Annotated in this window: 12 protein-coding genes and 1 pseudogene; 2 read left to right on the top strand and 11 right to left on the bottom strand. The window is 46.1% G+C overall.

Annotated elements, in window-relative coordinates; genetic code table 11:
* Positions 1-48: 48 nt before the first annotated feature.
* The 7 genes from IEV18_RS02175 to IEV18_RS02145 form a co-directional block, all read right to left on the bottom strand.
* Positions 49-819 carry a 3-hydroxyacyl-CoA dehydrogenase gene (locus IEV18_RS02175; RefSeq protein ID WP_188390733.1) on the bottom strand — a complete coding sequence of 257 codons (771 nt, stop codon included), beginning with the start codon at positions 817-819 and terminating at the stop codon, positions 49-51.
* A gap of 249 nt (positions 820-1,068) precedes the next feature.
* Positions 1,069-2,487, bottom strand: coding sequence for a hypothetical protein (locus tag IEV18_RS02170; RefSeq protein ID WP_188390732.1), 1,419 nt, complete (start codon positions 2,485-2,487; stop codon positions 1,069-1,071).
* Between the two features lie 398 nt (positions 2,488-2,885).
* A complete protein-coding gene (locus IEV18_RS02165; protein WP_188390731.1) occupies positions 2,886-4,127 on the bottom strand; it encodes a dicarboxylate/amino acid:cation symporter in 1,242 nt (413 codons plus the stop codon).
* 1,048 nt (positions 4,128-5,175) lie between these two features.
* On the bottom strand, positions 5,176-5,580 hold the full coding sequence (locus tag IEV18_RS02160; protein ID WP_188390730.1) for a MaoC family dehydratase: 405 nt from the start codon (positions 5,578-5,580) through the stop codon (positions 5,176-5,178).
* Positions 5,577-6,026, bottom strand: a complete 450-nt coding sequence (locus IEV18_RS02155) for a MaoC family dehydratase N-terminal domain-containing protein (protein ID WP_188390729.1) — start codon at positions 6,024-6,026, stop codon at positions 5,577-5,579. The genes IEV18_RS02160 and IEV18_RS02155 overlap by 4 nt, the downstream gene beginning before the upstream one ends.
* 15 nt (positions 6,027-6,041) lie before the next feature.
* A complete protein-coding gene (locus IEV18_RS02150; protein WP_188390728.1) occupies positions 6,042-7,022 on the bottom strand; it encodes a 2-hydroxyacid dehydrogenase in 981 nt (326 codons plus the stop codon).
* The gene (locus IEV18_RS02145) at positions 7,019-8,740 is read right to left on the bottom strand and encodes an IlvD/Edd family dehydratase (RefSeq protein WP_229733513.1); all 1,722 of its coding nucleotides are present in this window, start codon (positions 8,738-8,740) and stop codon (positions 7,019-7,021) included. Before IEV18_RS02145 ends, IEV18_RS02150 begins: the two co-directional genes overlap by 4 nt.
* Positions 8,741-9,030: 290 nt before the next feature.
* On the opposite strand from IEV18_RS02145, the gene IEV18_RS02140 reads away from it, so the two are divergent.
* Both IEV18_RS02140 and IEV18_RS02135 read left to right on the top strand, forming a co-directional pair.
* Complete coding sequence (locus IEV18_RS02140) at positions 9,031-10,284, top strand: nickel pincer cofactor-dependent isomerase, group 22 (RefSeq protein ID WP_188390727.1); 1,254 nt, start codon at positions 9,031-9,033, stop codon at positions 10,282-10,284.
* A gap of 16 nt (positions 10,285-10,300) precedes the next feature.
* Complete coding sequence (locus tag IEV18_RS02135) at positions 10,301-11,176, top strand: fumarylacetoacetate hydrolase family protein (protein WP_188390726.1); 876 nt, start codon at positions 10,301-10,303, stop codon at positions 11,174-11,176.
* 72 nt (positions 11,177-11,248) lie between these two features.
* Here IEV18_RS02135 and IEV18_RS02130 read toward each other — a convergent pair.
* From IEV18_RS02130 to IEV18_RS17175, 4 genes and pseudogenes are all read right to left on the bottom strand, one after another.
* Positions 11,249-11,410 (bottom strand): annotated as a pseudogene (locus tag IEV18_RS02130) (SDR family oxidoreductase); the annotation flags it as partial.
* 156 nt (positions 11,411-11,566) lie between these two features.
* On the bottom strand, positions 11,567-11,758 hold the full coding sequence (locus tag IEV18_RS02125) for a hypothetical protein (RefSeq protein ID WP_188390725.1): 192 nt from the start codon (positions 11,756-11,758) through the stop codon (positions 11,567-11,569).
* A 12-nt stretch (positions 11,759-11,770) separates the two neighbouring features.
* Positions 11,771-13,474: a hydantoinase B/oxoprolinase family protein gene (locus tag IEV18_RS02120; protein ID WP_188390724.1), complete on the bottom strand. Its 1,704-nt coding sequence runs from the start codon at positions 13,472-13,474 to the stop codon at positions 11,771-11,773.
* Positions 13,475-13,494: 20 nt separating this feature from the next.
* Positions 13,495-14,028: a hydantoinase/oxoprolinase family protein gene (locus IEV18_RS17175; protein ID WP_229733518.1), complete on the bottom strand. Its 534-nt coding sequence runs from the start codon at positions 14,026-14,028 to the stop codon at positions 13,495-13,497.
* Positions 14,029-14,073 lie beyond the last annotated feature (45 nt).

Here is a 14,073-nt window from a genome sequence, read left to right as displayed (position 1 = left end):
TTCCCATTCCTTTCTTAAGAGTTTTGCAAAATAATAGCTTGCTGGACTTTACCGCGGCTGCATGCGAATCGCCCCGTCTAACCGAATCGTTTCTCCGTTCAGCATCGGATTTTCGATAATGCTTTTCACCAGTTGTCCGTATTCTTCCGGAAGGCCCAGCCGTTGCGGAAATGGAACCATTTTCCCTAGTGCTTCCCGGGCCTTTTCCGGCAGTCCAGCAAAGAGCGGCGTATGAAATAATCCTGGCGCAATGGCCATGACCCGAATGCCGTATTCTGCCAAATCTCGGGCAATCGGCAAAGTCATGCCGACAATCCCGCCTTTTGATGCACTGTAGGCAACCTGCCCGACCTGTCCTTCAAACGCGGCTACGGAAGCCGTGTTGATGATGACTCCCCGTTCTCCGTGTTCGTTTGGCTCGTTCTCTTTCATTAATTCTGCGGCAAGACGAATAACGTTAAAGGTTCCGATTAAGTTTACTTGAATCACTTTAGAGAAAGACTTTAAATCATGGACCCCTGACCTCGAACTGTACGTTTTCTTGGCGATGGCAATACCGGCGCAATTGACGACTGTATTGACGGAGCCGTACGTTTCCGCTGCTTTTGCTAATGCTTGTTTCACGCTTCCTTCATCGGTAACATCTGCTTTGACGAAGGTAACGCTTTCCCCAAGTTCCTTAACTAATGCTTCCCCTTTTTCCGCTTGCACGTCCAGAATCGTTGCTCTTCCGCCATGGCGGACAATGTTGCGAACCGTTGCCTCCCCTAAACCGGATGCTCCGCCGGTAACGACAGCAGATACCTGTTCTAACTCCAAATAACCTCTCCTTTCCCACTTTTGTGAATATTACGTCTATAGCAATTAGTATACCAGAATAATGCATACTCATCCCACAACAGACAGAACAAAAACAAATTTTTTATCGGAGTGTTTCGGAACGCAATAGCAGCGCGATGGGTAGGGGTTGCAATAAGTGCGCTATACGATTCCTTGAACTCAACGCATTACGAATGCTGGAGGTCCAGCCCTATAATGCGGACTGCACAAAGAGCCTGGCCTCCAAATTCAATGCGACACAATCAGCGCGGCGGACTGAACCCAAATTTGTACGACGACGAAAAGGGCAATGGCAAATTTCCAGTTATAGCCGAAGCCATTTTTCAACCCGCTCATGCCGTTCATGCCGCTCAGAACGATCAGCGGCAAAATTAACGGGGAAAGCAAAATCGAAATGGCACTTCCGGACGTGAGCGCCAGCACAATCAGTTCCGGCGGATAGGAAAGCTGCATCGTCTCCAAAATACCGCCGACAAGCACCATCACCGTGAGCGGTCCGAGACCGACAAACCCTAATAAAATAATAATAAAAGGCAGGATAAAGAGGATGTTTAAAAATGGCACAGCCTCCTGCAGCCGATACAGCTGGTCAACAAACAGTTTCGCAAACCCGATCTGGTTGAGGGCATAAATCATCATCCCTGCCCCGAGCATGACACATAGCTGATACACTTGCCGCTGCAAATCTTCCTTTACATAATGGCGGGCTTCCTGCACCAGTTTTTTCATCTTGCCGGCGACAAAATAAATAACGATAATCCAAAGCACAATGGTGAGCGGAATTAAAACGAGCAGCTCCAGGGAAAAGATTTCGTACAAGAGGAAAATCGAACCGAATAGGCTGACAAAAAGAATGAAAAATTCCCTCGCATCGCCGCTGACATTTTTACGGCGGGACGTCTGTTGAAGGATTTCTTCCATTTCTCCCCGCAAGCCCCGGGTAATGTTGACGCCAAATCGCTTTTGTTCACGAATGGAAAAGAGGACCGCCATTCCCGTTGCAATAAGGGCAACCGCCAGCCCCTGCATAATCGCCTTCCAGAGGGAGGCGTCCAAAACTTCAATGACGAAGGCAAAACTCGGTATGCTTACGACCCACAAGGCAGAAAGGGCAAACCCCCGCAGCATCGCCGTTCCTTTAAAATGTTCCCACGCTTCCCCCGTTTTGTCTTTCAGCACTTCATTCACCACTTGGTACATCATCGTAATGGAGCCGAATAACAGGAAGTAGGAAATGATTTGGGTGAAAGCAACCATGCCGAAGTAAAATTTCCGGCTCGTATCCAACAAGTCGTGGGCGACCGTGACGATGGATTCAATATAGGGCTTTTCCTTCAGTACCCAGCTGATCATCGGGATAATGATAAGAAGCCCGATCATATTGCGCATTTGCAAGACGCCCCGCTCCACTCCCTGCATTACCGGCAATTGATTTATCAGCAAAATTCCAACGCCAATCAGAAAGAGGGCGATAGGCAATTTCATCTTTTTTACCGAATGAACCCCAATGGCAAAGATGAGAATGGCAATGCCGCTAATGGCAAGCAGCCGGATTGCGAGCGGCTGAGGATAAAAATAGGTGATAAAGTGCAACACGGCGTAGCCAATTACTGACAGACTCAGTCCCCAACGGATGACCGATTGCATAAAATGTCTCCTTTAATAACAGCTGAAATAATCTTAGTAATTTTCTGATATATATTATCATAGCACTTGTTTATTCATTTGGCTATCAAACAAAAACCCCCTTGACCGATATGGTGAATGGGGTTTTTATGTTGGATATTGAGATTTTCGAATCCCTGTTGCGGGGTTAGTTCTTTTACACGGGGATGTATGTAATGGGGACTTTCTAATTCCCCTGCATTTTGATTACTTTTTGAGGCGTACATCACGAACATCTCTATTGATAAAAATAATGCTGGAGTGAATTCGTGAGGTTTCCTTCATTATATCACTGATCCGCTCCAGCAGTTTTGTTTCCATTTAAATTGTCCCTATAAGGGAGAAATTAGGACACGTTTCTTCCCAAATTGGCACTTTCATTATGCCCGCTTTTGCTCATTTTCCTCTGTTTCTTCTCTGGCATTTTCAAGAAGCTCCTTCTCCGTGCCGGCAACTACGACCGCAGCAGAAGCATCGCCGACGATATTAACGGTAGTCCGCATCATATCTAAAATCCGGTCGACCCCTGCGATTAACGCAATTCCTTCCAGCGGCAGGCCAATTGATGTTAGCACCATCGTCAGCATGACCAGTCCAGCACCAGGAACACCAGCAGTACCGATGGAAGCCAATACGGTCATTAACACCACCGTCAGCATTTCAATAAAGGTTAAATCCAATCCATAGAACTGGGCGATGAAGATAACAGCAGCGCCCTGATAAATGGCAGTCCCATCCATGTTAATCGTTGCACCGAGCGGCAGCACAAAACTGCTGATCCGATTCGATACCCCTAAATTTTCCTCGGTATTTTTCATCGTCACCGGCAACGTTCCGGCACTGCTCGCTGTACTAAAGGCAACGATGGCAGCAGGTGAGATGCCTTTAAAGAATTTTAGCGGATTCATTTTGGCAAACATTTTTACTGCCGAACTGTAGACAATGGCAGCATGTACCAAACAGGCGATGAGTACGGCAAGAATAATTTTAATTAATGGCATCAACACCGACAGTCCGTACTCGCCGACAATCGGTGCAAGCAATCCAAATATACCGATTGGGGCCAGCTTCATGACAATTCCTGTAATTTTATACATAATCTCAGCAAAACCGTCAAAGAACCGGAAGACGGGCTGTGCTTTTTCCCCGACTAAAGTAATGGCAATCCCGATAAATAAGGCGAAGAAAATAATTTGCAAAATATTGCCTTCCGTCAGAGCCGTAAATGGATTTTCCGGGATGATATTGAGCAGCGTCGTAATAACGTCCTGCTCCTCCTGTTCCACCACTTCACTGTCCATATTATCTGCGGCAATATTTACCCCTTTACCAGGCTGAATCGCAAATGCGATCGCCAAACCAATTACGACGGCTATTCCCGTCGTTACAAGATAATAGGCTAAGGTTTTGATACCGACCCGGCCAAGCTGCTTTGTGTCGCTATTGCTGGCAACCCCAACGACTAAAGTTGCCAAAATAAGCGGAGCAATAATAAATTTAATTAATCGTAAAAATAAGTCCCCTAACGGCTGAACAAAACTGATGGAACTTCCAAAAACAGCTCCAAGTACAATAGCTGCAACAAATGCGATAAAAATTTGCGTCACTAAATTCAGTCTCATCCATATCCCCCCCTGAAAACTGCGAAGATTAACAGCAAATGATAACAGACTGAAAGGATTAGCTACTTAAAGCGCTTACAAATTGCAGCAACTTTTATTGTTTCTAGTAAATTTACTCCCCCTATGTGTTTGAACAGAAAATTTTTGGATATATTTTAGTCCTTGGCTCTTTCCTCCTTCCTATTTACAAATATGGTAAATAGTCAGATTTTTAAAATAGTGTACAGGAATAAAAATAGTTTGTCAATATTTGTAAAAAATTGTCTTTCTTTCGGACTTTGCAAAGAACTTTTAGACCGAGAATCTAAAATCGTAATAGCGAGGAATGACATAAAAAATCCCTTTCCCGCAGAGGGGAAAGGATAGATTTTTTTCGGTAATAATTACTGATTCTAAATACGGTTGTCTAGGCTGTAAGTGGTTATCGGCTAAGATCTCTCTTCGTTTTTCTATCAAGCTTCTTTTATTCGTTATTAACTTATCAAACTGAACAGATTCCTAATCCCCTATATCGGGGTATCTTCTTTTACACGGAAATACACGGAAAAGGTTGAAGAACGCAAAACAAAAAATGCTGAAAGGTGTTAATCCCCTATATCGGGGTATCTACTTTTACACTGCACCTCAATTTTACCCTTGCGGCACAAGGGATGCAACACCCTATTTTGCACACCCCCCTTGAGGCGAAAATCAGGCATCCTGTATTATGTAAACTAAATATATTTCAAAATATTCATAACTTTTATTTGCTCTCTTTTTCTTCGTTTTTCATATCAGATTCATCAAAATATGCTGAATTCATTATATGTACGCCCCCTGCATTTTGATTACTTTTTGGGGCGTGCATTGGGCAGCGCCTTGTATTCCGAGCCCCGCATTTATAAGGAACTATATCACAAATTCTTCCATTCTATTAGATTGCAACAACTCCTATTGATGGCATCAAATCCCCATTGACGTCCGCTCCATCAATTTTGAAATCTATTAAAAAGAAAATCTGGAACCACAAAAAATCCCTTCACCCGAGTAGGCAAAGGGATCCTTAATTTCACCCATACAATCGAAACTTCACCTTCCCTTTTACAACCGTTTTCCCGTTTTGATTGATGGCGGAGACGTTAAAAACGATGCTTTGCTCCGATTTTTCTTCCACTTCCGCCTGAAGTGTTAATACATCGTTTAAAAATACCATTCCGGTAAAGCGGACGGTGTAATCCTGGATAAATCCTTCCTCATAATAGGGGGTAAACAGTTTTGCGAGATTGCCCATCGTCCACATTCCGTGGGCGATAATGCCGGGCAAGCCGGCCTTGGCTGCTTCTTCGTCGATCGTGTGAATCGGGTTAAAGTCGCCGGACGCCCCGGCATATTTGATTAAATCAAGGCGGGTTACCGGCTCCAGCGTCACTTCTTCCAGCGATTGTCCCCGTTCCAATCCGCTTAAACTCTTCATGCCATCATCGCCTTTCTGACCGTTTCCGTAATAATGAGCACCGCCCGGCTGGAAAAAATTTGCCGGCCGTCCCGATCATCGCCGCAGCGGTCCAGCACGATAAATCCCATTTTCCCGCTCCTTCCCTCTTTTTCATAGTAATCGTGAAGCTTCGTATAGCAATAAACCTCTTCCCCGACAAGAAGCGGCCGGGTGTAATGATATGTTTGCTCGCCGTGAATCAGGCCTTTTTTCGGCAGCTCCATCCCTTCGATTTCTCCGTATTCCAATGAGCGCGGAAAGGTAGGCGGAGCGATATTATTGCCATACCGGGATTTTTTGCCGTACTCTTCATCGATATAGAGCGGGTGGGGATCTCCAATGGCAAGAGCAAACTTTTTGACGCTTCCCCGTTCAATGACGTTTTTAACCTTTGGTGATGTTTTTCCGATAAAGGATTCGAACATAAGAAAACTCCTTTCTTATCGTTTCGTTTCCATTTCCAATACTTCCTGATTCACCAGTCCCGGCGGCAGCTCTCCGGACAGTCCTTTGATGACATTTTCCACCGCCAATGCCGCCATCTTATATCTCGTTTCCGCCGTTGCCGAACCGATATGGGGCAAGGTCACGACATTGTTCATGCGAAGGAGCGGATGATTTGGGTCAATCGGCTCCTGTTCATACACATCCAGTCCTGCCGCACGGATTTTCCCGTTTTGCAGCGCATCCACCAGCGCTTCTTCGTCCACCAGTTTGCCCCGGGATCCGTTTACAAACACTGCAGTCGGCTTCATTAATGCAAATTCCTCTTTTCCGATGAGATGAACCGTTTCTTCCGTGAGGGGAGCCATGACACAGACAAAATCGGATTGCTCCAGCAGCTCGCGCAGCGAAACATATTCCGCCTGAAGCCACTCTTCCGCTTCTTTATTCCGCGAACGGTTATAGTATAAAATGTTCATGCGAAACCCGAACCGTCCCCTTTCCGCAATCGCCGTGCCGATTCGGCCCATGCCGATAATTCCCAATGTTTTATGGTGGACATCGACGCCAAAATATTCCTCGGAAAGTTTTCCCGTCCACTGTCCGGATTTAACGTAATTATCCAATTCCGTAAACCTTCTTGCGGCAGCTAACATTAAGCCGAAAATCGTATCTGCCGTCGTATCCGTTAATACCCCGGGCGTGTTCGTCGCCATAATCCCCCGTTTGTTCATCTCTTCTAAATCTAAATTGTCATATCCGACGGAAATATTGCTCACCAATTTCAAGTTCGGCGCCCGGTCCAGCAGCTGGTTGTCTACCTGCAAGTGGGAACCGATGAGACCGTCCGCAGTTTTCAGTTCGGCGTAAAAAGCATCCGAATCATCCGGCGAAATCACTACGGTATGAAAATGACGCTGCAATCTTTCCAGCAAATCGCTATGGATCTTACGATAAACAATGACCTTTTTCTTCATTTTCCACCCACTTCTCCTTTTTCCTTTTGTATTTCCACAGGCAGCAAAAAGTCAAAATCACAGCCTTCATCCGCCTGAAGGACATGTTTCCGGTACAGGCTCGGATAGCCCCGCGGAAAATCGGCAAACTGAGGCGGGGAAAAGCTTGCCCGTCGCTTTTCCATTTCTTCATCGGATATTAGGACATTCAGTTCGCCTTTCGGAACATCGAGCTCGATGATGTCCCCATCCCGCACTAATCCGATAGGTCCGCCAACTGCTGCTTCCGGCGCAGCATGCAGCACAACCGTTCCAAAGGCCGTACCGCTCATGCGGCAGTCGGAAATGCGCACCATATCCCGGACTCCCTGTTTCAGCAGTTTTTCCGGAATCGGAATCATGCCTGCTTCCGGCATTCCCGGCGCCCCGACTGGCCCTGCATTTTGCAATATGAGAACACTGTCCGGATCCACTTCCAAATTCGGGTCATTAATCCGCTCTTCCATATCTGCAATGGAGGTAAATACGACGGCTTTCCCCCGATGACGGAGCAATTTCGGATTGATGACCGCTTTCGGCTTTATAACGGCGCCATTCGGGGCTAAATTGCCATACACTACTTTTAATGCCCCATTTTCATAGAGGGGACTTTCCATCGATTTAATAATATGGCGGTACGCCGGATTGATCTCGGCCTGCTCCAAGTTTTCCCGCAGCGTCGTGCCGGTTACGGTCATGACGTCTAAATGCAGAAGCGAGGCCATTTCTTTTAGTAATGCAGGGACACCGCCGGCATGATAGAAGTCCTCCATCTGGTACTCCCCCGCCGGCCGCAGATTGGCTAATAGCGGTGTTGTTTCGCTCAATTCATTAAACCGCTTTAGTTCCAACGGAATGCCTAATCTTCTGGCGATGGCGATGAGATGAATTACCGCATTCGTCGAGCCTCCGACCGCCAACAGCGCCCGAATGCCATTATCGATCGCTTCTTTTGTCATAATTTTCGCTGGCGTAAGCTCGTTTTTCACCAATTCTACGATTTTTTTGCCCGTTTCTTTTGCCAGTCTCAATCGTTCATTGACGGTGGCAGGGGCAGCAGCAGCTCCCGGCAGCATCATGCCCATCGCTTCGGCGCAAACGGAAATCGTGCTTGCCGACCCCATTACCATGCAATGACCGGCGGTTGGCGCCAGCCGGTTGTTGATTTGCTTAAGCTCCTCATCGGATACTTCGCCTGCTTTATATTCCTGCCAGTAATACCGGCAGTCGGAACAGGCGCCTAATGTTTTGCCGTTATATTCCCCGTTTTCCATCGGCCCGCCGGTCAAAAGAATGGCAGGCTTATTCGCGCTGGCTGCTGCCATCAATTGGGCCGGCGTCATTTTGTCACAGCCGCCGATCAGCACGACCCCATCGATCGGCTGGGCCGAAATCATTTCCTCCGTATCCATGGCGACGAGATTCCGATATAACATTGTCGTCGGGCTCGTAAACATTTCCCCGATTGATATCGTCGGAAACTCCAGAGGAATGCCCCCGGCCATTAAAATTCCGTTTTTGACCGACTGGATCAAGGGCTTAATATGGGAATGGCAGCGGTTAATTTCGCTGTATGTATTGCAAATTCCAATAATCGGCTTTTCGTAATCCTCCTCATCGTAGCCTAAATGTTTGCGAAAAGCGTTCTGTATAAATTGGCTAAACCCGGCATCGCCATAGGAAGTCACTCTTTTCTTCAAACCGTTCCCCCTCTCAGCAATTTTTTAAAATAAGATGAACTTAGTTATATTAATTTTATCATTTATTTTTAAATATTTAAATTTTTTAAAATAATAATCCTCTATGAAACTATTGATATTTTTATACATAGATTAGAAAAATATAGAATTGATTGAATGGCACCTCCCATTTTATCTCCAGTTTTATTTGCCGTTTTTCCTGCCGATGTGTAAAATAGAATATAATATAAAGTTAATTCTGAAATTTCATCTATTTCCGTATTTGTTTTCTCGTTAGGAAGGGGATTCCAATGATACTTTATGAAATCAAGCAAAGGTTTAAAGGAGAAAAACTGACGAATATTCGCGAGACAGTCCGCCGGGAAATGGAGAAAAACAAGCGGCTGGCAGCAATGCCGGAGAAATCCCGGATTGCCGTGACGGCAGGAAGCAGAGGGATTCAAAATATTGCCGCGATTTTAAGGGAAATCGTTTCGTATCTCAAGGACAAAGGGTTTGACCCGTTTATCGTTGCGGCAATGGGGAGCCATGGCGGTGCAACCGCGGAAGGGCAAAGGGAAGTTTTGCAGCAGCTCGGGATTACGGAGCAAACGGTCGGAGCCCCGATTTTATCATCCATGGAAACGATTCAGCTCGGCACGACCCCGGATCAGTTGCCCGTTTATATGGATCGGCACGCCTTTGAGGCAGACGGGATCATCGTCGTCAACCGGGTAAAGGCTCATACCGCCTTCCACGGCAAAGTAGAAAGCGGACTGAGCAAAATGATTACGATCGGGTTAGGGAAGCAAAAGGGAGCAAGTTTTGTCCATAGCCAAGGGTCTCAGAAGATGGAGCATAATATTATCGCTGTTTCCAAATATGCGCTGAAACACGCGCCGATCATCATGGGACTTGCCATTGTCGAAAATGGATATGATGAAACTTCCATCATTGAAGGCGTAGCCGTCGAGGAGTGGCATCAGAAGGAGGCCGCGCTGCTGCAAAAGTCGAAGGAATTTATGCCGGCCCTGCCGATAACGGAAATCGACGTGCTCATCGTCGAGGAAATGGGGAAAAATTACAGCGGAACGGGAATGGACCCGAACATTATCGGAAGAATGCGAATTGACGGCTTTCCTGAACCGGCCGAGCCCGACATCAAAAAAATTCTCGTTTTGGATTTGTCAGAGGAATCCCATGGGAACGCTCAAGGAATCGGTTTGGCCGATTTTACGACGGACAAACTGGTGCAAAAAATCGACCGGAAAGCGACCTACATGAATGCCATTACGAGCACCTTTTTAAAACGGGCGATGATTCCCCTCTATTATCCGACGGAACAGGAAGCATTGGATGCTGCGATGACCAGCTTAGGACCGGACGTAAAGCGGGAAGAGATCCATTTTATTCAAATTCCGAATACATTGCATTTGGACAGACTGTACGTATCGGAAAAGGTGCTTCAGCAATTGGAGAAACAGGAAGCAAATGTTCAGGTTATCCGGAAGTTTGAGCTGGAATTTGCGGATGGGGCACTCAAACATCGTCTGTTAAATGAATAGAAAGGGGAGAGCAAAAATGCGACTTGCGACTATCATTGAAGGAAGCAGAGAAACAGCGGCAATTGTGGAAGGAGATTGCGTCTATAAACTGGAGGATATCAACAAGGAAACGGGAACGAACTGGTATACGGATGTATTCGGCATTCTCCAATCCCAGCAATTAGAAGAGCTAAACAATTGGTACAGCAAAGAAAAGCTGGGCAAGCTGGAAGGGATAAAGCGGGATAAAGCAAATTTCGGGCCGCTATACCGCCATCCGCGGAAAATTTGGGGAATTGGGCTGAATTATGTGGAACACGCCGCCGATTTAAGCGAAAAGGCGCCAAATACGGAGCCGGCCAGTTTTATGAAGCCGGATACGACGATTATCGGTCCAAATGACACGATCAACATCCCGCTCCAATCGGAACGCACGACCGCTGAAGCAGAACTTGGCATTATCATCGGCAAGGAGTGCAAAGATGTGGAGGAAGAGGATGCCATCCATTATGTGGCAGGCTATACGACGATCATCGATATGACGGCAGAAGATATTTTGCAAAAAAACCCGCGCTATCTGACCCGTTCCAAAAGTTTTGATACGTTTTTCAGCTTCGGTCCGGAATTGGTGACCGCCGATGAAGTGGAATACGTCCACCGTCTGGAAGTCTCTACTATTATTAATGGCGAGCTGCACCGCAAAAATGCCGTCGCCAACATGATGTTTACCCCATGGAAGCTCGTCTCTTTCCATTCCAAAGTCATGACATTGCTGCCTGGCGATATTATTTCCACCGGCACGCCTGGTGCGGTCGTCATCCGTGACGGAGATGTAGTCACTTGTGACATTAGCGGCTTTGCCCCATTATCCAATCCGGTGAAAGATCTAAAGAAATCTCCGATCCATGCGTAACGCATACGGAGCGTTAGCTTTAAACACCAAAAATAAAGAAGGCTGCAATCGCCTTCTTTTTTTATGGTTCATTTATAAAGTTCCCGCTCTGCCGCCGTCAATGTTGATCGATGTTCCGGAAATATAGGAGGCGGCGTCGGAAACGAGGAACGTAATGACTTTTGCCGCTTCTTCCGTTTCGCCAATCCGGCCGAGAGGAACTTGGTGTTCCTCCAGGCGGGAAAATTGTTCCCAGAATTTCTCGTTGCTCAGTTTCAAATTGTTGTTGTAATCCCCAGCAAAATAAATTCAATTCTGAATCTTATACTACACTCTATGAGTAACCGCCACTAGCTTCAACAAATATGGCTGTTTCAATGTATCAGACAATTGAAACAGCCCTTTCTCTGTTTATGATACGGTAGCTTTCTTTTTCTTCAGCTCTGCACGTTTTTTCTCCCATTCGATGCACCATTCGGAACAGTATAGCGCTTCTTTACCTTCTAAATTCACCTGGGTAATTCTTTCTTCATAAACAAGCTTCCCGCAAACAGAGCACTTTTCATATTTTTCAACATAATAACCGCTGCTGGCAAATCTCATTTCCTTCACCCTTTACTTAGAAATAGACTCTTTTGCACCATACAATGTTTCTGCCGCTTCCTCGGACACAAACCCTTCTAAAATATCTTCTTTCAATTTCTCCGGATCTCTTAATTTCGGATCACCATATCCCCCGCCGCCCGGGGTTACGATTTTCACCCTGTCTCCGTATTGGATGGAAATGTTCGAGAATTTGCTTGTTGACACCTTTCCATAAGCTTCCGAAACATCTTTCCATTCTTTTTCCCCTTCTTTCTGGATCAGAGTAGCTCCTAATCCTCCCTCTTTTCCGCCGAACAGTCCGAATGGCGCAATTTTATGCCTGTCCGTCATTTGGCTGACGGTGATTAAATCGGATCTCGAGCGCAAAATCTTTTCCGCACCTAAGCCTCCTCGGTATTGCCCTGCTCCGCCGGAATCTGGAACGAGACGAAAGGCCTCAATGAGCCACGGATATCTCGTTTCAAACACTTCCACCGGTGTTGTCCGACAGTTGCCGTTAATGGAGTCACACATATTATTTCCGTCCGCATAAGGCCGTGCTCCCCAGCCTACTCCTTCCAGATCATAGCAGACGTAATCCTCATCATAGTCTTCATGATATCCGCCGAAGACAAAGTTCAAGTGGGTTCCGCCTTCACATGCTGCGACCCGTTCCGGAACTGCTTTCGAGAAAGCACCGATAATCGTAAAGGCAATTCGCGGATGAGTTTCTGTATTTCCTCCGACTTCTGGTGCAGGGTAATCCACGTTGACGACCGTTCCCGGAGGCGCGACAACTTTGATTGGCCGAAAACATCCGGAGTTTCTCGGAATTTCCGGATCAGTAATATGGAGCATTGCATTATAGGCCGCAGAAACCGCAACCCCATAGGTCGCATTAATCGGACCTCTCGCCTGCGGAGATGTTCCGTCATAATCAATAATCACTTCATCATCCAGGACATGCACATTTGCCTTAATCGTAAAAATTTTATCCTCGATTCCGTCATTTTCCACATAGTCCTCGAACTCGTAATGGCCATTTGGAATTTCTGCGATTTCTGCGCGCATTCTTTGTTCGGAGTAGTCCATTAAATCATCAACCGTTTTCAGGAAAAACTCCTTGCCATATTTTTGAATTAGTTCGGTCAGTCTTTCTTCTCCCAAATCGGCAGCACTGATTAACGCTCTTAAGTCTCCGTAGTTATAGCGGGGTGTCCGGACATTGGCAAGCATGATTTTCCATACTTCTTCGTTGTCTTTGCCTTCTTGAATAATCTTCACCGGCGGAAGTCTTAGCCCTTCCTGAAAGATGGAAGTAGCTTCACCGGCAAATCCTCCTGGGGTCATTCCCCCGATTTCAGCCAGGTGTCCGATGGCAACTGCAAAGCCAATGACTTCTCCGTCGATAAAAATCGGCTTAAACACGGTATGCTCCGGCACGTGCAGCCCGCCCCGATACGGGTCATTATGAAGAATGACATCCCCTGGCTTCATATCTTCAATCGGCAATTCTTTAATACAGTTTTCAATCAGAACTGGCATGCCGCCAATTTGGGCCGGACAATACTCTGCCACCGCAATCAGTTCACCCTTTACGTTGGCAAGTCCGCAAGTGAAGTCCAAAGCTTCATTAAAAATGGTAGAATAGGATGTTTTCATTAGCGTAATTCCCATTTCCCGGCAAATGGAAACCATCGATGAATTGATAATATTCATAGAAACGACATCCATCGTACTCTCTCCCCTCCGTTTTATTTCTTTTCAATGCGGATATTTCCTAAACTGTCAATTTGCGCTTTGTAATCTGGTTTGATAACCGTCGAAGATGCATTTTCTTCAATAATAGCCGGCCCATGAATTACATGACCATCAAGCAGTTCTTCCCGATCATAAATCGCAGTCAGCAGTGAACCTTCATCAAAATACACGTAGCGGTGATCCACTGGAATGGCTTCTCTGTCGTTGGCATTTTCCACTTCCTTCACTTTCGGTTTTTCCTGTTTGCTGATAATCGTCGCTTTATAGTTCACAATCTCCATCACTTCGCCGTCGATCTTAAAGCCGAACCGGGCAAGATGCATTTCGTGGAATTTGTTCCAAATCTTTTTCATATTCTCATCGTTAATTTCATCATAAGTAAACGGAACGTCTAATTCGTAGTTTTGTCCGAGATATCTCATTTCAATGGATGTGATGATTTCCAGATTATCTGTATATCCTTGGGAAGCGAGATCGTTAATGCCCTTTTCGATCAGTTCCTGGAATGCTTCGTTTGCCCGTTCCATATCAAAGTTCTTCGACGTCATTTGAACGGTACGCTGCAAATCGAC

This window comes from Compostibacillus humi, from assembly GCF_014637175.1.
Classification (GTDB): domain Bacteria; phylum Bacillota; class Bacilli; order Bacillales; family Amphibacillaceae; genus Oceanobacillus; species Oceanobacillus humi.
This window is presented reverse-complemented; position numbering and strand designations above follow the sequence as displayed.

Coding starts and splice junctions, on each gene's coding strand:
- IEV18_RS02155 (WP_188390729.1), bottom strand. CDS start 6,026: ATGTTCGAATCCTTTATCGGAAAAACATCACCAAAGGTTAAAAACGTC.
- IEV18_RS17175 (WP_229733518.1), bottom strand. CDS start 14,028: ATGGAACGGGCAAACGAAGCATTCCAGGAACTGATCGAAAAGGGCATT.
- IEV18_RS02170 (WP_188390732.1), bottom strand. CDS start 2,487: ATGCAATCGGTCATCCGTTGGGGACTGAGTCTGTCAGTAATTGGCTAC.
- IEV18_RS02140 (WP_188390727.1), top strand. CDS start 9,031: ATGATACTTTATGAAATCAAGCAAAGGTTTAAAGGAGAAAAACTGACG.
- IEV18_RS02125 (WP_188390725.1), bottom strand. CDS start 11,758: ATGAGATTTGCCAGCAGCGGTTATTATGTTGAAAAATATGAAAAGTGC.
- IEV18_RS02160 (WP_188390730.1), bottom strand. CDS start 5,580: ATGAAGAGTTTAAGCGGATTGGAACGGGGACAATCGCTGGAAGAAGTG.
- IEV18_RS02120 (WP_188390724.1), bottom strand. CDS start 13,474: ATGGATGTCGTTTCTATGAATATTATCAATTCATCGATGGTTTCCATT.
- IEV18_RS02135 (WP_188390726.1), top strand. CDS start 10,301: ATGCGACTTGCGACTATCATTGAAGGAAGCAGAGAAACAGCGGCAATT.
- IEV18_RS02150 (WP_188390728.1), bottom strand. CDS start 7,022: ATGAAGAAAAAGGTCATTGTTTATCGTAAGATCCATAGCGATTTGCTG.
- IEV18_RS02165 (WP_188390731.1), bottom strand. CDS start 4,127: ATGAGACTGAATTTAGTGACGCAAATTTTTATCGCATTTGTTGCAGCT.